The sequence below is a fragment of the Corynebacterium sp. NPDC060344 genome, assembly GCF_042725215.1.
GTDB lineage: Bacteria > Actinomycetota > Actinomycetes > Mycobacteriales > Mycobacteriaceae > Corynebacterium.
This window is the reverse complement of the sequence record NZ_JBHXCS010000014.1, coordinates 1-19,638: the sequence shown is the minus strand read 5'-3', so window position 1 is coordinate 19,638 and position 19,638 is coordinate 1. Positions and strand designations below refer to the sequence as shown.

The following is a 19,638-nucleotide window of genomic DNA, read 5'->3' as shown; positions in this document are numbered from 1 at the left end:
ACCATCACACCCCGCCGGGGTTACGCCTGGTTGCGGGTGGCGTTACGACGTCGTTAAGCCCCGTGCACGCACTGCGCCGATACGATCTAGACATGGGCGGCAACGACGGCGACAGGGTCGGGGTGGATGGCGGGAAGGTCACCATCTACGACGTCGCAAAGCAGGCGGGCGTGGCCCCGTCGACGGTGTCGCGGACCTTCAGCCGGCCCGACCGCGTCAGCTCGCGCACGGCCGACAAGGTCCTGGCGGCGGCGCGCGAGCTCGGATACCGCTCGTCCAGCGAAGCGCGCACCGGCGTGGCCCGGCCCCGGACGCGCAGCAACGTCCTGGGCATGATCATGGCCGACGCCACCAACCCCGTCTTCCACGAGATCCTGCGCGGCGCCGACCACGCCGCAGACGCCCACGGCATGACGGTCGCGGCCGTGAACACCAACGATTCCTTCCGCCGCGCGCACGTCGCCGCCGAGCGCCTGATGCCCGTCGTCGACGGCCTGTTGCTGGCATCGGCGCGGCTGAGCGAGGGCGAGGTGCACAAGATCGCGCGGACCATCCCGACGGTCGTGTGCAATCGCCCGGTGCCGGGCGTGCCGTCGGTGCTGGTGGACAACCACGACGGCGCCCTGCGCGCGGTGCTGCACATGGCGGAGGTCGGCTGCCGGTCGATCACGTATCTCGCGGGGCCGGAGGGGGCGTGGGCCGACGGCATGCGGTGGCGCGGGATCCTCGACGCGGTGGGGTCGGAGCCGATGGCCGAGCCGCAGCGCACGACGACCCCGCGCCGGATCCGCCCGACGCCCGAGCAGATCGACCTGATGCGCGGCATCCCCGTGCGCCTGCTGAGGCTGGAATCCCCGTCGATCCAGGGCGGCGACTGCATTTTCGAGGCCTGGCGCCGCGCCCCCACCGACGCCGTGATCTGCTACAACGACCTCGCCGCGGCGGGGTTCGTGCGCCGCGCCCGCGCCGAGGGCGTCTCCGTCCCCCGCGACGTCGCCGTCCTCGGCTTCGACAATGCCGAGCTCACCGCCATGGTCGATCCGCCGCTGACCACCGTCGCCGCGCCGTTGCGCGCGGTCGGGCGCGTCGCGGCGGCGGGCCTGGTGCGGCTCATCCGCGGCGAGCGCGTGCAGTCCGAGCGCCCGCGGATGCTGCCCACGCAGCTGATCGTGCGCGGGTCGACGGTCGGCTTCGGCGGGTGAGGATCGTTCGCGTGCACGGCTTTTCGCTTGACGACGCCCACCCCTCCCCCACTTCGCCCTCCCCGTCGGGTCCGCGGGTGGTGGTGATGGGCGTGTCCGGCTGCGGGAAGTCGACGGTCGGCGCGCTGCTGGCGAGGGAGCTGGGCGTGGCGTTCATGGACGGCGATGACCTGCATCCGCGGGCGAACATCGAGAAGATGGCGTCGGGCGTCCCGCTGGACGACGACGACCGGTGGCCGTGGCTCGATCTCGTCGGCGGCTGGTTGGCCGGGCGGGACGGCGGCGGGGTGATCGCGTGTTCCGCGCTGAAGCGGTCGTACCGTGATCGGATCCGTGCAGCGGCGCCGGATGCCGTGTTCGTGCACCTGCACGGGACGCGGGCGCTGATGGAGGCCCGCGTGGTGGGGCGGGCGGTGGCGCAGCCGGGGCATTTCATGCCGTCGTCGCTGCTGGAGTCGCAGTTCGCCACGCTGGAGCCCCTCGCCGGCGACGAGGCCGGCCGGGTCTTCGACGTCGCCGAGCCGGCCGCAGAAATCGCGGCCGCCGCGGCTGCCTGGCTGCGAGGGTGACCGCCGCGGCGTCGCAAAGTACTACCACCGCTCCGCAAAAGCCCAGGTCGCGTTTTTCGGGGAGCGAAAAATGTGCAGTTTCTGACGCCGCGGCCGCCTAATCCGCGCCGCCTAATCCTCCTCGTCGAGGTACGGCTCCGCCACGGCCAGCAGCCCGTCGACCGACGGGCACACGTACCAGGAGCCGGTCAGGGCGTCGGTGAACTCGGTGAGCCGGTCGCGCGGCCCGCCGTCGGCGCCGGCCATGCGCCGCAGCATCTCCTCGAGCCGCCACTGGTCATGGCTGAACCCGACGAACACGGTGCCGTGGTCGAGCATCTCGCCGTAGGCGGTGTTGCGGCGGAAGACGTCCAGCTCCTCGCCGTCGACTTCCACGACCGTCCGCGCCACATGCGACGACTCGGGCTTGACGTCATCGTCGAGTTCCACGGAGTCGGTCTTGGTGCGGCCGATGATGTCCTGCTGGGCGTCGTCGGAAAGCTCCTCCCACGCCCGCGTGCGGTGCTGCCACAGCTGGTAGAGCAGCACCGACGCACCGGCGCCCGGCTGCCCGGCCGGCACCGCGATGACGCCGGGCGCCTCGAGCGCGCCGGGGTTCTCCGTGCCGTCCTCGAATCCGGTGAGGTCGCGGTTCATCTCGTAGACCCAGCCAACGGTCTCGTCGGCGACGTCGAATTCGCCGCGGATCTCGCCGATGATGTGGTGCTCGACGTCGAACGCCTGCGACCGCGACGACGACGCCACCCACAGCCACGCGTCGTGCTGCGTCGCGGGCATGGAGTAGCCGCCGCTGCCGCGGATGGGCTCGTCGAAATCGTGGACGCCGGCGGGCACGTGCTCGTCCGCCGCGACCTCGGCCCACAGGCTGGGCCGGATGCCGACGACCACGTTCGCGCCCGCGGTGCTGGGCAGATTGATCGCCGCCGCCAGCTTGCCGACGGCCCGCGCAACATCCACCCCCGCCTTCACGTCGAGTTCCACGTAGGCGTGATCGGTCACGCCGATGCCGGTGATGCCGCTTTGATGGATCATGCATCCATCATGTCACCGGCGGCGGATCGGAGTAGATGGGAGTGGCCGGGAGGGGCTCAGGCGCCCCTGTTGTCGAGGGGCCTGTCCTCCATGTCCCTGTCCTCCATGTCCCGGTCCTCCAGATCGCCGACGAACGGCACGTCCCCGGCGGCGCGGCCGGAGTCCAGCCACTCGCGGACGACGGCGGTGGAGCGGCAGTCGTCGCCGTTGTAGCGCAGCAGCTTCGCCCGCGCAGCGGCCGACCCGCCGTCACCTGCGCCGATGCCGACGGCGTCACGGTAGAAGGACAGCGACGCCTCGCCGTCGGCGTCCTCGTCGCGCCACGTGAAGCCCGCCATCGGCGCGACGACCTTCAAGCCGAGCCCCGCCGGGCTGATCAACTGCCGCTTGGTCACGCGGAACAGGTCGACCCACTCGGCCGAGGAGATGAACCGCTCGATCTCGGCGACGTCGGGCACGGCGATGATGCGCGCGGGCCCGGCTGCTCCGCCGCCTTCCGCATCGGCCCCTGCACCATCCGCGGCACCATCCCCTGCACGGTCCCCCTCGACCACGAATTCCATCCCGGCGAAGCGCTTCGCGGAGTGCCGCAGCCAGTGGTTTTCGCCCTCGGCGGCCCAGCAGTAGGCGCGGAACGTCCGCCCCTCGCCATGCGCCGCAGCCCGGCGCGCCATGAGCCAGTCCCAGAACCGCGCGAAGTTCTCCGCCTCCGCCGTCCCGCCGAGCCCCTCCGGCCCGGGCGGCGCCCACGTCACGTGCGGCACGTAACCGTCGCCCGGAGTCCACGCGCCCCACAGGTACGCGCCATGGCCGGGGTAGGCCTCGAGGTCGACGTCGATTTCCACGTCGGCGCGCGGGGCGGTGGTCTCGCGCACGCGCAGCGCCGCGGGCTCGCCGAAGACGGACAGCAGCGCCAGATACCGGTGCTCGCCGGCGTTCTCGGCACGGGCGAGCTGCCGGATCGTCGTGATCCCCGCCTCCCGGTACTCGTCGCCGCGATTGCCCGGCAGCAGCAGCGAGATGTCGTCGGCGTCGCGCAGCTCGGCCTCGCACGCCTCGCGCCACCGGCAACCGCGGCATTCCCGGATCTTCCGCGGCGCCAGCGGCCACGTGCCCACGCGCCATTCCAGGCCGTCGACGCGCGGCACGGGCGGCAGGTTTTCGCTTGACGACGACCCCGCCGCCCCATGACGCTCGACCGCATGGATTGCGGCGCGGGCACGTCGCAAAGCAGTCCGGTAGGCGGCGACCCGAGGGCCCTCGTCGACGACGACCACCCGCGTCGCGTCGGCGCCGATGCCGCCGACGAGCCCGCAGGAGGCGCCGAGGCGGTGCAGCAGCGCGGCGGCCTGGCCCAGGCGCACGGCGTCGGCGGCGTTGTGGCGCAGCTTCAGGGCCTCATCGACGACGATGCCCTGGCGCAGCGTCCGGCCCATCACGCCGGGGCGGCCCAGGCGCGCGACCGGCAGGATGCGGGCGGCCTCCGTGCGGCGGCGGCGCGGCTCGAGGAGCTTGTGGGCGGCGATGATCACCGGCAGATAGCCGCCGTCCATGCGGACCAGCAGATCCGGGCGGGACTCCTCGGCGATGCCGGAAAAGGCGCGGTGGCCCGGCGGGCGCTCGTGGCGAAGGACGGCCCCGACGATGAGGTCCGCGCCCGCCGCGATCGCCTCCAGAGTGGCCAGATCGGCGTCCGGGCCCGGCTCGATCACCGTCGGATCCGGCAGCGACGCGATGACCGAAGCCCGGTGGTGGGCGCCCAATTCCGCGCGCCGCCGGGCCGACTCCGACTCGCCCGGCCGGCGCGGCCCGGCGATGCGGTCGCGGACCAGCCGGTACCGGCACCCGACCAAATCGGGCCCGGTCACCGGCTGCGGGACGGTATCCTCGGTGTTCACGATGCAACCAGGGTATCGCCCGGCGGAGACCGGGGTTAATCTGGTTGCGCGAGACCATAAAACGCAGACTCCGACCGCAGATTAGGGATTCCATGAGCTTCTTGGGCGACTACCGCGACCGCCGCCGCGAAACGAAACTGAAGCTGAAGGCCGCCAAGGCCAAGGCCAAGGAGGACGCGAAGCACGAGGCGAAGCTGAAGGACAAGGCCTACCGCGACGGCCTCAAGGCCGCGGAGGTCGACCGCAAGCGCGACTCGAAGGCCGCCAAGAAGGAGGCCAAGCTCGAGCAGAAGCTGGACAAGCGCGCCACCAAGCGGGCCGAGAAGATCCGCAAGGCCGGGTGGAAGGACGAGCAGAAGGCCCTCAAGGCCAAGCACAAGCACCAGTCCCGCATGGCGGAGAAGATCCTGGAGCAGCAGCGCAGCCAGGGCTTCACCTCCGACAAGGCCAAGGGCTGGGTCGGCGCGGCGCGCCTGCTGCTGCCCGTGGCGCTGCCGATCGGCTACCGGCTGCTGACGTTCGTGCAGAACCGCGGCCAGGACGCCTCGGCCCGCCAGTTCGGCGTGTCCGGTGACGCCGTGGCCCGCCACCACGGCTACGGCGCCGCCCTGCGCGCGCGCATCGAGGGCATCGAGGGATCGCTCGACCGCCTGGAGGACTCGAAGGCGTCGGGCACGGCGGGCTTCATCAAGGACGCCCGCAACCGCCTGGAGATGCTCGGCGACGCCATCGAGACCTCCGAGCACATGACCCCGGACCAGCGCCGCCGCGCGCACGTGTCCATCTCCGCCGAGCTCGACGGCATCGACTCGGAGATCATGGGCCAGATGGGCCTGACCGCCTAGTTCGGCCCCAGGGGACGGCGCCACGGGAACCAAGAGTGGCCGGAAGATGAATCTTCCGTTAACTCCCCCCTTGATGGGGTACCAACGGGTGACGCCCGATTGGATATACACGTCCCGGGCAAGTGTCATGTACTGCATGACTTCCTCGACGGGCCCCTTCCGGGCATCCTCCCCGGCGGCCTCCCGCCGCACCGTGCTCAAGGCCGGCGCCGCCACCGCGGCGCTCGCCGGCACGACGACCCTCGCCGGCCGCTTCACCGCCTCGGCGCAGGAAGCGGTGCAGGAACACGCCGTCTTCCAGCACGGCGTCGCTTCCGGCGACCCGCTGCCGGACGCCGTCCTGCTGTGGACCCGCGCCACCTCCCACCCGGGCGACGTTCCCGGGGCGGAGGCCGGGACCGTCGTCAAGCTGCTCTGCGAGGTGGCCACCGACGATTCCTTCGGCACCATCGTCCTGTCGGGCGAGGCCATCGCCGAGCCGGCCAACGACAACACCGTCAAGCTCGACGCGACCGGCCTGACCCCCGGCACCGCCTACAGCTTCCGGTTCACCGTCGCCGAGGGCGAGTTCGCCGGCCAGGTCTCCCCCATCGGCCACACGCGCACCGCGCCGGCCGCGGGCACGACGCCCGACAAGCTCGGCATCGCCCTGACCTCCTGCGCGAACTGGGAGGCGGGGTACTTCTCCGCCTACCGCGACATGGCGGACAACCCGGACGTCGACGTGATCATGTGCGTCGGCGACTACCTGTACGAGTACCCGCGCGGCGAGTACACCGGCAAGACCGGCGCGATCCGCAACCACGAGCCGGCGCACGAGATCGTCTCGCTGTCCGACTACCGCCGCCGCTACGGCCACTACCGCACCGACGCCGACCTGCAGGCCGCGCACGCCGCCAAGCCGTGGCTGGTGACGTGGGACGACCACGAGGTCGCCAACGACAACTACGACACCGGCGCCGAGAACCACTCCCCCGAGTCCGAGGGCGACTACCTCGCCCGCCGCGACGCCGCGATCCGCGCCTACCTCGAGTGGCTGCCGGTCCGCGCGACGCCGTTCTCCGCCGGCGGCCACCTGTACCGCTCGTTCACCTACGGCACGCTGGCCGAGATCACCATGCTCGACCTGCGCACCTACCGCGACAAGGCGCCGGAGTTCGTCAAGATCGGCGACGTCGACGACACGGGCCGCACCATGCTCGGTTCGGAGCAGATGAGCTTCCTCCACGGCAAGTGGACCACCTCGACCGCCAGCTGGAACCTGGTGGGCAACTCGGTCATGTTCACGCCGGTGCTCATCCCGCCGCTGGACCCGCAGACCACGGGCGCGATCACGGAGCTGATGGGCATGCCGCAGGACGGCCTGCCGTACAACTCGGACCAGTGGGACGGTTACGCCGCCGAGCGCCGCCGCCTGATCCAGCTGATGACCGAGCAGGGCCTGGACAACGTCGTGTTCCTCACCGGCGACATCCACTCCTCGTGGGCGTGCAACGTGCCGGTGACCCCGGGCCGCTTCCCGGCCGATGGCGTCGCCGCGGCGGAGATCGTGTGCCCGTCGGTCAGCGCGTCGAACATCGATGACATCGTCAAACTCCCCCAGCGCAACGCGATTTCGCAGACGGCGGAGCAGGCGCTGATGGCGGCCAACCGCTACATCGACTGGATCCAGTTCGACCACCACGGCTACGTCAGCGTGGTGGTCCGCCCGGACGAGATCGTCGCCGATTACCGCTTCGTCGAGGACAAGACCGTCCCCGGCCAGCCCCTGTATTCCGCCGCGCAGTACCGCGTGCGCCGCGGCGAGGGCGTCTCCCCGGCCTAGCCGCCGGGCCTTCTCCGATTGCCGCCCCGGACGTCATAATTGACGTCCGGGGCTTTTCATGTGCGATTGCCCGTGCGGGACCGATTGAATGCCGCAGATCCCGCAGTTCAGCGGATTGATTTCACTTTCGCAAGAACAACTGCTTTCGCTTGACGACGCCTCGCCTTACCGACATTTATCTGAGATTTGGCGAAGAGATCGCCCCGGGATGGGCATTGACATTCATCTCGTATACAATTCACAGTTGGACGCAATTTACGCACGTGATGGCATAGGCCCATCGGCTACTCGAAAAGGGGAATCATGGCCCGCAAGGAAGTCATCCAGTACATCGACGATCTCGACGGCACCGCGCTGAAGGCGGAGGACGTCAAGGTCGTCCGCTTCGGCTACCAGGGGCGCAATTACTACCTCGATCTGTCGTCGGGCAATGCCGACAAGTTCGACGAGATGATCCGCCCGTACGTGGACAAGGCGCACGTCGACGATTCGGCGCCGGCGACGCGCGCCCGCCGCGGCGCGAACCCGAACTCCACCAAGCAGCGCGAGCGCAACCGCATCATCCGCCAGTGGGCCAAGGAACGCGGCATGGACGTCGCCGACCGTGGCGCGCTGCCGAAGGCCATCATCGACGAGTACGAGGCCTCGCACTCCTAATCCACGCACTCCCGCTTGACCGGCCCGGTTCCGCCCGGGCCGGTTTCGCGGGTCACGGGCACCCGGAAGGGGATGGGTCGCGTTGCTGGAACCCCTGGTCGTGATCATTTCGGGGATCCTCAAGGCCTGGCATCTGGCCGTTGCCGCGGTGCCGGGCGTGTCGGCGTCGGCGGGGTGGACGGCGTCGGTGGTCCTGCTGTTGATCACCGTGCGGCTGGCGCTTTTGCCCATCGCCTACAAGCAATTGTTGATGGGCCGCAAGACCGTCAATCTGCGCCCCCAATTCGCCGCCATCCGCCGCAAGTACTCGCGCAGCGTCGACCCCAATGCGCCGAAGTACCAGAAATGGGCGGTGCAGGAGCTCCGGCAGCAACACAGAATCAGCGTATGGACCGGGTTAATTCCACCGCTGGTGCAAATACCGGTGTTCATCGGACTGTTCCGGATGCTGCGCCGGATCGCCGGGGCGGGCGCCCATGGGTCGGACCACGTCACCGAGGGCGTCGGATTCCTCAGCGGCGAGGAGGTCCGCGAGTTTTCGGCGGCGACGTTCGCCGGCGTTCCGCTGCCGGCCTACCCGGCGATGCCGCAGCAGCAGTTCGGCGAATTGGGCACGACGTTCGCCGACGTCATCGCCGTGTGCGCCCCGCTGATTTTCGCGGCGGCGACGTTCACCGGCATCAACATGGCCATTTCCATCAACCGGCTGCGCCGCACCCTCGACCACGGTTCGAGGTTCATGCGCGGCACCTACAAATACCTGGTCACCATGACCTTCGTCGCCGTGGCCTTCCCGCTGCTGTTCGGCTTCTTCGGCCCCGCGCCGCTGGCGATCATCGTCTACTGGGTGTGCAACAACCTCTGGACCATGAGCCAGAACGCCATCATCACCATCATCCTCGAGCGCCGGCATCCCCTCACCCCGGAGTTCAAGGCGCTGCGGGATCAGGTGCGCGACTCCCGGAAGAAGGACCGCTCGGAGCGGGCGAGTGGGCGTCGTCAAGCCAGACACTCCAGGTGGCGGGCACTGGCCGGGACCATCCGCCGGCCCGGGCAGCGCGAGGAACTGTGGCGCGCGCACCGCGACCTGCTCGCCCAGCGCGACGCCGCCGCGAGGGCGGGGACCGACAAGGAGCGGGCGCAACAGCTCCGGATCCACCAGACGCGGCAGCTCGCGCGGCTGCTGCGCGCCGACTCGCAGGGCGACCTGCCCAGCCTCGGCGGCGCGACCAGCGTCAACGGGGCCTGGCGGCGGACCGTGCACGATGATGGCCAGGAAGACCGCGTCGTGGGGCGGCTCGGCAAGGTCGCCGTGCGCATGGCGCTGGCCAAGGACGCGCACGACAAGCGGCGCGGGGCGCGGCGGGCGAAGCGATTGCAGGGGCCGAAGCGGCGGTAGAGGCGGAGCGGGCCAAAATCCGCTCAGTGCTCGGCGTAGACCAGGTCCCTGGCAAGATCACGGGCGGTCTGCAGCGGCGTGAGGTCCTTGGACATCTTCGCGCCGGCAAGACCGCCGTCGAGGTAGAGCATCAGCATGTTGGCGTGCAGAGACGCCTGCGTACACGCCTTCGCGGCGAGCAGCTCGCGGAGCGTGTCCCACACCCACGCGCGGTGGGCGACGACGGTGGCGCGGATTTCCTCTTCCGATTCCGTCGCCGGGTTCGGGTACTCCGAGGCGGCGTTCTGGAAGTGCGAGCCGCGGAAATCGATCGCGGGCTGCTCGGCGATGCACTGGTCGAAGAAGGCGAGGATCTTCTCCTCCGGCGTATCCAGCGACTCCGAGCGGGTCTGCCAGGCGGCGCGCCACTTCTGGTCGAGGTCCTCCAGGTACGCGATGACCAGCTTGTCTTTCGACCCGAACAGCGAATACAGGCTGGCCTTGGCCACGTCGGCCTCGCGCAGCACGCGGTCGATGCCGATGACGCGGATGCCCTCGTTGGTGAACAGCTCCGTGGCCGACGTCAGAAGCCGGTCGCGGGGGCTCGGCCGGTTGCGGCGCCGCGACGTGGCCTTGCCGCCCCGCGCCGTCTTGCCGGTCGTCGCGTCCGCCACGTCGTGCACCCGTCCCTTCTCGTCCTGCCCGCTGCACCACCACTGCAGCCAATGGTCAGACTGGTCAGTGCAGATCGAGCTTTTGACCGAGTTTACAGCCACCGGGCCGCCGAGGATGGTCGGCCCGCCGATTTGCCCGATTCGCCCAGCTCCCGCGCACCTCACCACCGCCTCACCACCGCCCACGCCCCACCCACACCCCGCCCGCGCACCTCACCGCCGCCGCCCTGCACCCCACCATCCGGCCCCTGTCGGGGTTTGGCGGTGGTCCGGGTGCCGGCAGGCGTCGCAAAGTACTACCACCGCTCCGCAAAACCCCAGGTCGCGCTTTTCCGGGCCCCGGAAATGTGCACTTTCATACGCCGAGCACCCGCCCCCTTCACTACTCCCGGCCGTCGAACAGCCCCATTCCGCGGGCGAAATCCTCGTCGGACTTCTGGCGGAGGTCGTCGTAAAGCTCCCAGCACGCGACGCGATCCCAGTCCGACTCGACGCGCGCCCCGCCCTCCCGCTCGCGGATGGTCGCGGCGATCTCCGCCACGATGATGTCGAACCGCTGGTCAACGTCATAATCGTGGTACCGCAGGAACCCCCATCCGCGACGGACGGCGAGGTTCTGCCGCGCGCGGTCGTAGCGGAACGTGCGCAGGTCGGTGTGGTACTTCTCCGAGTCGAACTCGATGATCAACCGCGCCCCGACATGGACGAGGTCGAACCGGTACGGCCCGATGCCGTAGTTCAGCACCACGACGAACCCGAGCCGCTGCAGCGCCCGCGCCAGCCGCCGCTCGACGTGGGATCGCGCGCCCTCCGGCACCCAGGCCAGCAGCTCCGCCAGCTCTCCGGCGCGCGGGTGGGCCAGCTCCCGGGCCTGCGCGAGCAGCGCCGCGCGGTCTCGGGCGTTCGGGAATTGCTTGTCGACGATCGTCGCCACCAGCTCCGCGCCCCATTCCGAAGGGGCCATCAGGTCGGCGAGCGTCTGGGCCTCGCCGGTCACGCGCCAGCCGTGGACGGTGGCGACCACGGTGTTCTTCGCATCCCGCCGATGCGCGACCGCACCCTGGAGCCGCGACACCTCCCGCGGAACGATGACGTCGAGTTCGGTGGGCGGCGACTGCCGGAAGCCGTGCAGCCACGCGGCCGTGCGATGGGAGAACACCGCCTGCGGGTTCAGCCGCATGACCAGCGACATCTTCGCCAGCCAGATCGTCGCCGGCGTCGAATACCAACCCCGCCCGATGCGGACCAGCTGCCCGGCGCGGATCGCCGACCTGATCGACCGGTCCGTCCACCCCGCGGCCAGCAGTTCACTGCGCGTCGCGCCGTATTCGGGCAGCGCTGCGCCCGTTTCGGTTCCCCCCATGGCATCGAGGATGGCAGCCGTGGCCGGGTTCCGCATGCCGAAGCGCGTCGGGCGGTATGAAAGTGCACATTTTCGGGGCCCGGAAAACCGCGACCTGGGGTTTTGCGGGGCGGTGGTAGTACTTTGCGACGCTCATGGGGTGCGCATGGGCGTCGCAAAGCACGAAGGAGCGCCGGCCCGGCGGCGCGGACGGGCACGAAAAAGCCCGGGCCCCTTCCAGAAGGAAGGGGCCCGGGCCGCTCGCGTGGTGCGGAAGCGCTCTTAACGGCGCTTGGTCACCAGGCCGACGATCCACAGCAGGATCACCGCGCCGACGAGGCAGGTGATGAAGCTGAAGATCATCCCGCCGCCCTCGACGTCGAAGCCGAGAAGGCCGAGCAGGAAGCCGCCGAGGAAACCGCCGATGATGCCGACGATAATGTTGAGCAGCAGACCCATGGAAGCGTCGGTGCCCATGATCTTGGAACCGATCCAGCCGGCGAGGCCACCGATGATGATCCAGCCGAGCCAGCCGAGGTTGGGGCTCTGGGCGGCGAGAAGCAGGGTGTCAGTCATGATCGTAAATCCTTTCGCTGGGGAAGAAAGCGTCGTTCACCATTGTAGGTGACGCCCCGCCCCAGTCGGCAACGGAACGCTAACGGTTGGGGAACGGTTTCCTACGCTTCCTCCGAGCATCTCCTCAGTTCAGGCTTGGTTTTGGGGGACTGATGATCAGTCACCGAAAAACTTTTGAATCCCGGCTCAACGGGCTGCACATCCGATGAATCGGTGCCGAAAACCCGCCGAGCCGAAAACCTACTTCGGCAGCTCGTCGGGCCGGACGACCATCATCGGGCACGGCGCGGCCTGCAGCAGCGCGCGCGACGTCGAGCCGAGCAGCATCCCCTTGAATCCGCCGCGACCGTGCGAGCCGACGACGAGCAGCTGGGCGCCCTCCGACGCATCCGCCAGGGCGCGCACGGGGCGGTCGCGGGTGACCAGCTTGGTCACCTTGACGTCCGGGAACCGCTCCTGCCAGCCGGCGAGGCGCTGGCCGAGCAGGGAGTTCTGCTCCTCCTCGACGACCTGCCACTGCTGCTGCGCGGCGGACAGGCCGGCGAGCGATGCCTGGACCTGCATGTCCATCCAGGTGTGCACGGCGATGAGCTCGGCGCCGCGGGCCTGGGCCTCCTTGAAGGCGTTCTCGATGGCCTTCTGCGACACGCCCGACCCGTCCACGCCGACGACGACGGGACCGTACTTGGTCTCCTCGGTGACGTGGTTGTCCTCGCGCACGACGACGACGGGGCACGCGGCGTGCGACACGACGGCCGCCGACACGGATCCCATGACCATGCCGGAGAGCCCGCCGAGGCCGCGCGAGCCCATGACGATCATGGTGCACTGCTCGGACAGGTCGAGCAGCATGTCGATGGGGCTGCCCTCTTCGATCTGGTGCGACACGTCGACGCCGGGCACGAAGTCGACGGCGACCTTCTTGGCCTCCTCGATCTTCTCCAGGGTCTCGGCCTCGAGGTCCTCGTACAGTTCCTGCGGGGGGACCATGCCCTCCGCGTAGAGGAACTGCGGCATGGAGTAGCTGCTGACCAGGCGCAGCGGGATGCCCCGCTTCACCGCGGTGTTGGCCGCCCACTTTGCTGCGGTCTTGGACGCATCCGATCCGTCGACGGCGCAGACGATGATGTCTTGTTTGGGCATGGTTGCCCCCTCCTCTTCGGGCGGCGGCCGCTGTCGGCTTCCGCCTCTCTTGTGCTCGTCCACCACCCACGTTACCCCCGTTTCGATTGCTTTACGACGGCCGGGCGGCACCTATTTCGGCGAATCTCCGTACCAGGCGGCCCCGAGCTTATGAATCGAGCCGATGCGCACCCCCGGGTCGTGGGAGTAGGTGACGGTGATGATCTCGTCGGCGCCGGTGTCGGCGGCGAAATCGTCGAGAGCTGCGGCGACGTCGCCGGCGGTGCCGTGGAAGGAGCAGCGCAGCATGGCGCGGACGCGCTGCCACTCGATCATGGTGGCGCCGGCTTCGGGGTGGTCGACGGGTTCGGGCAGGGGCTTGCGGGCGCCGCCGCGGCCGAGGGACAGGAACATCTGCTCGACGACGGAGAATTCGCGGCGGGCCTGCTCCGCGGTGTCGGCGACGAGGACGTTGGCGGCGACCATGACGCGGGGTTCGCCGACGGTGGCGGTGGGCGCATCGGCGTTGAACGAGGAGCGGTAGACCTCCAGCGATTCCTCCAGTTGGTGGGGCGCGAAGTGCGAGGCGACGGCGAAGGGCATGCCCAGCACCGCCGCCACCGACGCCCCGGCGGTGGTCGAGCCGAGCACCCACATGGGCACGTTGGTGGCCTGGCCGGGGTAGGCGACGATCTTCGCCTCCGGCCGCACCGGGCCCAGGTACCTGATCAGGTCGCGGATGTCGGCGGCGAAGTCGACGACGTCGGACGCCCCGCGCCGCAGCTCGCGGGCGGTGGCGGGGTCGGTGCCCGGCGCGCGGCCGAGCCCCAGGTCGATGCGGCCGGGGTGGATGGTGGCCAGGGTGCCCACGTCCTCGGCGACGCGCAGCGGCGCGTGGTTGGGCAGCATGATCCCGCCGGAGCCGACGCGGATGGAGCTGGTCGCCCCGGCGATGTGCCCCATGAGCACCGCCGTGGCCGACGACGCGATGTTGAGCGTGTTGTGGTGCTCGGCGACCCAGAACCGCCGGTAGCCGGCGGCTTCGGCCGTGCGCGCGGCCTCGACCGTCGCGGCGATGGCATCGGCGGCGGTCGACCCCGCCGAGACGGGCACCAGGTCGAGGACGGACAGCGGCACGCGGGTTCGGCTCATGCACTCGTTGTATACGATCCCAACCGTGCCCCGCCGTCGCCGCCCAGCCCCGTTGCCCATCCGCGACGGCCTCAACCCCTCCCGCGTCCGCGCGCCGCAGACCGAGGATGCGCCGGTCACCGCGCTGGAGCTGCTCACCGCCGCGGTCGAGGGCCAGACCCACCGACACCCCGACGACGGCGCCGAGGCCATCGCCGCCCGCTTCGCCGACGGTCTCGTCGTCGGCCCCGACGGCCGGCCCCTGCCCCCGGACGCCGAGCTGCGGCCCGGCACGGACATCTGGTTCTACCGGTTGCCCGCCCCGGAACGGGCCATCGCCGGCCCGATGCCGATCATCCACCGCGACGGCGATCTCGTCGTCGTGGACAAGCCGCCGTTCCTGGCCACCACGCCGCGCGGCCGCCACGTCACCGAATCCGCGGTGGTCCGCCTGCGCCGCGAACTCGGCGACGCCGACCTCATCCCCGCCCACCGCCTCGACCGCCTGACCTCGGGCGTCCTCGTCTTCGTCGCGCGCCCGGAGCTGCGTGGGGCGTACCAGGAGCTGTTCGCGGAACCGGGGGCCGTCGTCAAGCGGTACGACGCCCTGACCCGCGCACCCGGCCCCGGCGACCTGCCCGGGGCACCGTTCACGCTGGCCACGCGGCAGGAGAAGATCCGCGGGACCCTGCAGGCCCGCACCATCGCCGGCGAGGCCAACGCCACGACCGTCGTCGAGGCGATCGAGCTTTGCGACGGCACGTCCCCCCGCACCGCGCTCTGGCACCTGCGGCCGCTGACCGGACGGACGCATCAACTGCGGCTGCACCTGCACGACCTGGGGTTCCCCATCCTCGGCGACCCGCTCTACCCCGACGTCCTGCCCGACGGCGCCGACGACCCCGACCGGCCCATGCACCTGCTGTGCCGCGAGGTCGCCTTCGACGACCCCGTCACCGGCCGCCGGCGCACCTTCCGCAGCACTCGCGAGGTGAACGGGGCCCGGCGATAACCGACATAATGGAGGGGATGCAGCACGCGCACCCGCACGGAAGGTCACCCATGCCCGCCCCCACCAGACAACCGGCCGCCCGCGCCACAGGCCTGACCAAGCGCTACGGCGACGGCGACACCGCGGTCGTCGCCCTCGACGCCGTCGACGTCGAATTCGGCCGCGGCGAATTCACCGCGATCATGGGGCCGTCCGGCTCCGGCAAATCGACCCTCATGCACTGCATGGCCGGCCTCGACTCCGCCACCTCCGGCGAGGCCCGCATCGGGGACACCGAACTGTCGGGGCTGTCCGACAAGGAGATCACCGCGCTGCGGCGCGACCGCCTGGGCTTCGTCTTCCAGTCGTTCAACCTCGTGCCCACGCTGACGGCCGAGGAGAACATCACCCTGCCCGTCGACATCGCCGGGCGGAAGGTCGACCGCGAGTGGTTCGAGTCGATCACCACGCGGCTGGGCCTGGGCGGGCGCCTGACGCACCGCCCGTCGGAGCTGTCCGGCGGCCAGCAGCAGCGCGTCGCCTGCGCCCGCGCCCTCGTCGGCCGGCCCGACATCGTCTTCGGCGACGAGCCCACCGGCAACCTCGACTCCAACGCCTCGCGCGAGGTCCTGGAGATCCTGCGCACCGCCGTCGACGACCTCGGCCAGACCGTGGTCATAGTCACCCACGACGCCAAGGCCGCCAGCTACGCCGACCGAGTCATCTTCCTCGCCGACGGCCGCGTCGTCGACGAGCTCCACTCCCCCGACACCGACGCCATCCTCAACCGCATGGCGCGCATGGAACAGTCGTGAGCGCATCCGGGAAGACCATGCGGCGGCTGTCGCTGCGCAGCCTCGCCGCCCACAAGGTCCGCTTCGCCCTTACCATCCTGTCCGTGGTGCTGGGCACCGCGTTCATCTCCGGCGCCTTCGTGTTCACCGCGTCGCTGAACAAGGCCTTCGACGGCGTGCTGGCCACCGCCTACGACGGCATGGACGTCGTCGTCGAGGCCCAGTCCGGCACCCCGGGCATCAACCGTGCCCAGGCCGCCGAGATTGAAGCCGTCGACGGGGTCGGCGCGCTCAACGTCGGCGCCCGGGCGTCGAGCGTCGTCATGACCGGCTCCGACGGCAAGCCCATCCAGACCGGCGGCGCGCCCGCCCAGGGCCTGCCGTACTACGGCGAGGGCGACTCCGTCGGCCCCGCCGCCACCTTCACCGAGGGCAACCCGCCGCGCGGCCCGGACGAGGTCGCCGTCAACGCCACCGCCGCCGAGCGCGGCAGCGTCGGCGTCGGCGACCGCGTCACCGTGGTCACCGGCTCCGACCGCGCCGACGTCACCATCGCCGGCGTCTACGAGCTCGACGGCGACGTCGCCGGCTGGATGGGCGTGCTGTTCCCGCTGGAGCGGTGGATGGAGCTCTACACCGACGGCGAGCACGTCGGCCGCGTCACGCTGGCCGCCGCCGAGGGGGTCACGCCGGAGGATCTGCGCGACCGCGTCGCCGGCGCCTTCCCCGACTACGAGGTGCAGACGGGCACCGACCTCGCCGAGCGCGACTCCGAGCAGATCTCGCAGGCGCTGGGCTTCGTCAACTACTTCCTCGTCGCCTTCGGCCTCATCGGCCTGCTGGTGGGCACGTTCATCATCTCCAACACGTTCTCCATGCTCGTGGCGCAGCGGACCAAGGAGTTCGCGCTGCTGCGCGCGCTGGGGGCGTCGCGCCGACAGCTCACCGGTTCGGTGGTCATGGAGGCGGTCATCGTCGGCCTCGTCGGTTCGCTGCTCGGCGTCGCCGCCGGCTTCGGGCTCTCCCAGCTGCTGTACTTGGCCATGGGCGCCTTCGGTTTCGAGATGCCCGGCTCCGGCCTCACCGCCACCCCCTCGGCCGTCATCGTGCCGCTGGCCGCGGGCCTGCTGATCACCGTCCTCGCCGCGTGGGCCCCGGCCGCCCGCGCCGGCGCCATCCCGCCGGTGGAGGCCATGCGCTCCGGCGACCAGTCGTCCAACCCAAAGCTCAAGATGCGCACCCTGGCCGGCGCCGCGCTGGCAGTGCTGGCCGTGGGCCTCATCGGGTGGGCGCTGCAGTGGACCGACGGCGACACCGGGCCGCGCGCCCGCCTGGTCGGATACGGCGCCGTCGCCGCCGTCGCCGCGATCTGGACGGCGGGCCCCGCGCTGTCGATCCCGCTGGTCGGAGGGCTCGGGACGATCATCGGTGCGCCGTTCAAGGCCGTCGGCAAGCTCGCGTCCACCAACTCGCGCCGGAACCCGCGGCGCACCGCGGCCACCGCATTCGCCCTGACCCTGGGCCTGGCGCTGGTGGCCAGCGTTGGCATGCTCGGGTCGACGATGAAGGGCGTCATCGACGACTTCATGGACGAAAGCTTCGCCGCCGACTACGTGCTCAGCCCGCCGCTGATGGCGCACGTGGCCATGCCCGAGGGCGTGCGCGGCGCCGTCGCCGACGTCGACGGAGTCACCGACACCGCCACCGTGTACCTCGGCGCGGTGCAGGTCATCGACGCGGCCGACCCGGCGGCGGTCGCCACGGCGCAGGTCGGCATCGGTGCCGGCGGTGCGGGCGGCCCGGGTGGTCCTGGTGGTCCCGGAGGCGCTGCCGGGGGCGACGGCGGCGCGGCCGGACAAGGCGGCCCCGGAGGATCCGGAGGTCCGGGAGGCCCAGGAGGCCCGGGCGGCCCCGGCGGCGGCTCCTTCCTCGACGGCGATTACGGCCGCTGGTACTCGGCGCAGGCCGTCGCGGGGTCCCTGGATCTCGCGGCGCCCGACGCCGGCGCGGTCGTCTCGGAGTCCACGGCGAAGGATCGCGGCTGGGAGCTCGGCCACCCCGTCGGCCTGGTCACGCCGATGGGCGTCCTGGAGACCGAGGTCACCGGCATCCACGCCGACACCGACGCCGATTCCGGCATCACCCTGTCACCGTCGATCCTCGACCGGGCCGGGGCGTCGCGCGCGATGCTCACCCCGATGCAGGTCTTCGTCGGCGTCGAGGGCGGTGCCGCCGACGCGCGGGCCGCGGCGATCGACGACGGCGCCTCCCCCGCCGACCGCAACGACTACATCGACGAAGGCGCGGTCCAGTCGATCCGCGGCCCCCTCGAGGATGCGGTGTCGCCGTACCTCGTGGTCCAGGTGCAGGATCGCGAGGAATTCGGCAGCGTCGCCACCTCCTCCATCGACGCCCTGCTCGGCGTCGTCTACGCGCTGCTGGGGTTGGCGGTGGTGATCTCGATTCTGGGCATCGTCAACACGCTCGCGCTGTCGATCATCGAGCGCCGCCAGGAGATCGGCATGCTCCGCGCCGTCGGCATGCAGCGCGCGGACATCCGCCGGATGGTGCGCCTGGAGTCCGTCCAGATCTCCATCTTCGGTGCGGTGGTCGGCGCGCTCCTGGGCCTCGGCCTGGGATGGGCACTGCTCACCGTGCTTGCCGACGAAGGCATAGGCACCATCGTCGTCCCGTGGGGCTTGATCGGCACCATGTTGCTCGGGGCGGCGATCGTCGGCGTGCTGGCGGCGGTGTGGCCGGCGAGGCGCGCGGCGAACACGCCGCCGCTGGCGGCCATCGCCGACGAGTAGCAAGGGAGTACCGCAGAACCGGAAAACTCCGCCCCGGCTCACATGAGCTGGGGCGGGTCTTCTCATGCGCGGGCCTTGGCGTCGTCGATCTCGACGCGGCGGATCCTCTTGCTCAAAATGACGAAGAACATGATGAACGCGATCGTCAGCAGAATGTGCCCGAGGCCGGCCATGCCCGACCACATGGGGCCCCACGCATCTGCGTGGCCCATCGTGTGGACGATGCCGTTGGCCGCCATGAATCCGATGGTCCACACGAGCGCGATGTTGTGGACGATGAACCAGGCGTTGAAGGACTTGTGCGCCGAGAGCCGGAACAGCTTCTCCAGCGCGAGGACGATGAGGAAGAACATCGTGCCCAACACCAGCAAGTGCGTGTGCAGGGTGTTGAGCTGAGAGCTTTCGACGGCGTCGAAGAAGCGCGTCCACTCGCGGTAGAAGACTCCGGCGACGAGGCCGAGACCGAGGTACGTGGCGGCGGCGTAGTAGATCTTTCGCATGCTCCAGACCTTAGGCCGCGGGCCCGGAAATGACGATTCACCAGTGGTTTTCACCCCGATGCCGGGTCAATCGATAGTTGGGGGACGCGGACACCGTCCAACGGGACGGCGGACGCACCGCAGGAGTCGCCCACAGGTCGCCCGGCGACACCCCTGAAATGAGAAATGAGCCGTTGCCGGTGCCGAACCCCCCTAAAGGGGAACGACACCAACAACGGCTCACTCCTTGAAACCATGTTATTGGCCGGCGGTGACCTACTCTCCCACACCCTCCCAGGTGCAGTACCATCGG

At 70.4% G+C, this 19,638-nt stretch carries 17 protein-coding genes; 9 read left to right on the top strand and 8 right to left on the bottom strand.

The genetic code is table 11. The annotated features are described in order from the left end of the window. Positions 1 to 92: 92 nt before the first annotated feature. Entirely contained in the window at positions 93 to 1,202 is a 1,110-nt protein-coding gene (locus ACFWGD_RS12315) for a LacI family DNA-binding transcriptional regulator (RefSeq protein ID WP_377778982.1), read from the top strand. Positions 1,203 to 1,288: 86 nt separating this feature from the next. After that, complete coding sequence (locus ACFWGD_RS12310; RefSeq protein WP_377778999.1) at positions 1,289 to 1,771, top strand: gluconokinase; 483 nt, start codon at positions 1,289 to 1,291, stop codon at positions 1,769 to 1,771. A 111-nt stretch (positions 1,772 to 1,882) separates the two neighbouring features. Here the strand turns inward: ACFWGD_RS12310 and ACFWGD_RS12305 are convergent, their stop codons facing one another. Together ACFWGD_RS12305 and ACFWGD_RS12300 are read right to left on the bottom strand one after the other, a co-directional pair. Beyond that, entirely contained in the window at positions 1,883 to 2,803 is a 921-nt protein-coding gene (locus ACFWGD_RS12305; protein WP_377778981.1) for a Dyp-type peroxidase, read from the bottom strand. 56 nt (positions 2,804 to 2,859) lie between these two features. Continuing rightward, positions 2,860 to 4,701 (bottom strand): ribonuclease H-like domain-containing protein, encoded by a 1,842-nt coding sequence (locus ACFWGD_RS12300; RefSeq protein ID WP_377778980.1) that lies wholly within the window; start codon positions 4,699 to 4,701, stop codon positions 2,860 to 2,862. Positions 4,702 to 4,793: 92 nt separating this feature from the next. Here ACFWGD_RS12300 and ACFWGD_RS12295 point away from each other — a divergent pair, with 92 nt between their 5' ends. The 4 genes from ACFWGD_RS12295 (at position 4,794) to yidC (ending at position 9,427) form a co-directional block, all read left to right on the top strand. Continuing rightward, a complete protein-coding gene (locus ACFWGD_RS12295) occupies positions 4,794 to 5,546 on the top strand; it encodes a DUF6474 family protein (RefSeq protein ID WP_377778979.1) in 753 nt (250 codons plus the stop codon). A gap of 136 nt (positions 5,547 to 5,682) precedes the next feature. Further along, positions 5,683 to 7,371, top strand: a complete 1,689-nt coding sequence (locus ACFWGD_RS12290) for an alkaline phosphatase D family protein (protein ID WP_377778978.1) — start codon at positions 5,683 to 5,685, stop codon at positions 7,369 to 7,371. A 303-nt stretch (positions 7,372 to 7,674) separates the two neighbouring features. Beyond that, positions 7,675 to 8,028, top strand: coding sequence for an Lsr2 family protein (locus ACFWGD_RS12285; protein WP_377778977.1), 354 nt, complete (start codon positions 7,675 to 7,677; stop codon positions 8,026 to 8,028). 82 nt (positions 8,029 to 8,110) lie between these two features. Continuing rightward, on the top strand, positions 8,111 to 9,427 hold the full coding sequence (gene yidC, locus ACFWGD_RS12280) for a membrane protein insertase YidC (RefSeq protein ID WP_377778976.1): 1,317 nt from the start codon (positions 8,111 to 8,113) through the stop codon (positions 9,425 to 9,427). A gap of 23 nt (positions 9,428 to 9,450) precedes the next feature. On the opposite strand, the gene ACFWGD_RS12275 is transcribed toward yidC, so the two are convergent. From ACFWGD_RS12275 to ACFWGD_RS12255, 5 genes are all read right to left on the bottom strand, one after another. After that, positions 9,451 to 10,080, bottom strand: coding sequence for a TetR/AcrR family transcriptional regulator (locus tag ACFWGD_RS12275; RefSeq protein ID WP_377778975.1), 630 nt, complete (start codon positions 10,078 to 10,080; stop codon positions 9,451 to 9,453). 382 nt (positions 10,081 to 10,462) lie between these two features. Continuing rightward, entirely contained in the window at positions 10,463 to 11,443 is a 981-nt protein-coding gene (locus tag ACFWGD_RS12270; RefSeq protein WP_377778974.1) for a type IV toxin-antitoxin system AbiEi family antitoxin domain-containing protein, read from the bottom strand. A 261-nt stretch (positions 11,444 to 11,704) separates the two neighbouring features. Beyond that, on the bottom strand, positions 11,705 to 11,998 hold the full coding sequence (locus tag ACFWGD_RS12265; protein ID WP_377778973.1) for a GlsB/YeaQ/YmgE family stress response membrane protein: 294 nt from the start codon (positions 11,996 to 11,998) through the stop codon (positions 11,705 to 11,707). Positions 11,999 to 12,238: 240 nt separating this feature from the next. Next, entirely contained in the window at positions 12,239 to 13,141 is a 903-nt protein-coding gene (locus tag ACFWGD_RS12260; protein WP_377778972.1) for a universal stress protein, read from the bottom strand. A 111-nt stretch (positions 13,142 to 13,252) separates the two neighbouring features. Further along, positions 13,253 to 14,272 (bottom strand): LLM class flavin-dependent oxidoreductase, encoded by a 1,020-nt coding sequence (locus ACFWGD_RS12255; RefSeq protein WP_377778971.1) that lies wholly within the window; start codon positions 14,270 to 14,272, stop codon positions 13,253 to 13,255. Between ACFWGD_RS12255 and ACFWGD_RS12250 the strand changes: the two genes are divergently transcribed. From ACFWGD_RS12250 to ACFWGD_RS12240, 3 genes are read left to right on the top strand one after another with little or no spacing between them, the layout of a single operon-like run. Then, the gene (locus tag ACFWGD_RS12250) at positions 14,271 to 15,263 is read left to right on the top strand and encodes a pseudouridine synthase (RefSeq protein WP_377778970.1); all 993 of its coding nucleotides are present in this window, start codon (positions 14,271 to 14,273) and stop codon (positions 15,261 to 15,263) included. The genes ACFWGD_RS12255 and ACFWGD_RS12250 overlap by 2 nt on opposite strands. A 50-nt stretch (positions 15,264 to 15,313) precedes the next feature. Further along, positions 15,314 to 16,057: an ABC transporter ATP-binding protein gene (locus ACFWGD_RS12245; RefSeq protein ID WP_377778969.1), complete on the top strand. Its 744-nt coding sequence runs from the start codon at positions 15,314 to 15,316 to the stop codon at positions 16,055 to 16,057. Beyond that, on the top strand, positions 16,054 to 18,846 hold the full coding sequence (locus tag ACFWGD_RS12240; RefSeq protein ID WP_377778968.1) for an ABC transporter permease: 2,793 nt from the start codon (positions 16,054 to 16,056) through the stop codon (positions 18,844 to 18,846). Before ACFWGD_RS12245 ends, ACFWGD_RS12240 begins: the two co-directional genes overlap by 4 nt. A gap of 62 nt (positions 18,847 to 18,908) precedes the next feature. On the opposite strand, the gene ACFWGD_RS12235 is transcribed toward ACFWGD_RS12240, so the two are convergent. After that, positions 18,909 to 19,346 carry a DUF2871 domain-containing protein gene (locus tag ACFWGD_RS12235; protein WP_377778967.1) on the bottom strand — a complete coding sequence of 146 codons (438 nt, stop codon included), beginning with the start codon at positions 19,344 to 19,346 and terminating at the stop codon, positions 18,909 to 18,911. Positions 19,347 to 19,638 lie beyond the last annotated feature (292 nt).

Excerpts from the sequence above, each read along its gene's own strand:
- ACFWGD_RS12315 (WP_377778982.1), top strand. The coding sequence starts at position 93 with ATGGGCGGCAACGACGGCGACAGGGTCGGGGTGGATGGCGGGAAGGTC.
- ACFWGD_RS12295 (WP_377778979.1), top strand. The coding sequence starts at position 4,794 with ATGAGCTTCTTGGGCGACTACCGCGACCGCCGCCGCGAAACGAAACTG.
- ACFWGD_RS12260 (WP_377778972.1), bottom strand. The coding sequence starts at position 13,141 with ATGCCCAAACAAGACATCATCGTCTGCGCCGTCGACGGATCGGATGCG.
- ACFWGD_RS12305 (WP_377778981.1), bottom strand. The coding sequence starts at position 2,803 with ATGATCCATCAAAGCGGCATCACCGGCATCGGCGTGACCGATCACGCC.
- ACFWGD_RS12265 (WP_377778973.1), bottom strand. The coding sequence starts at position 11,998 with ATGACTGACACCCTGCTTCTCGCCGCCCAGAGCCCCAACCTCGGCTGG.
- ACFWGD_RS12270 (WP_377778974.1), bottom strand. The coding sequence starts at position 11,443 with ATGGGGGGAACCGAAACGGGCGCAGCGCTGCCCGAATACGGCGCGACG.
- ACFWGD_RS12290 (WP_377778978.1), top strand. The coding sequence starts at position 5,683 with ATGACTTCCTCGACGGGCCCCTTCCGGGCATCCTCCCCGGCGGCCTCC.
- ACFWGD_RS12235 (WP_377778967.1), bottom strand. The coding sequence starts at position 19,346 with ATGCGAAAGATCTACTACGCCGCCGCCACGTACCTCGGTCTCGGCCTC.
- ACFWGD_RS12285 (WP_377778977.1), top strand. The coding sequence starts at position 7,675 with ATGGCCCGCAAGGAAGTCATCCAGTACATCGACGATCTCGACGGCACC.
- ACFWGD_RS12245 (WP_377778969.1), top strand. The coding sequence starts at position 15,314 with ATGCCCGCCCCCACCAGACAACCGGCCGCCCGCGCCACAGGCCTGACC.
- ACFWGD_RS12310 (WP_377778999.1), top strand. The coding sequence starts at position 1,289 with ATGGGCGTGTCCGGCTGCGGGAAGTCGACGGTCGGCGCGCTGCTGGCG.
- ACFWGD_RS12250 (WP_377778970.1), top strand. The coding sequence starts at position 14,271 with ATGCACTCGTTGTATACGATCCCAACCGTGCCCCGCCGTCGCCGCCCA.
- ACFWGD_RS12255 (WP_377778971.1), bottom strand. The coding sequence starts at position 14,272 with ATGAGCCGAACCCGCGTGCCGCTGTCCGTCCTCGACCTGGTGCCCGTC.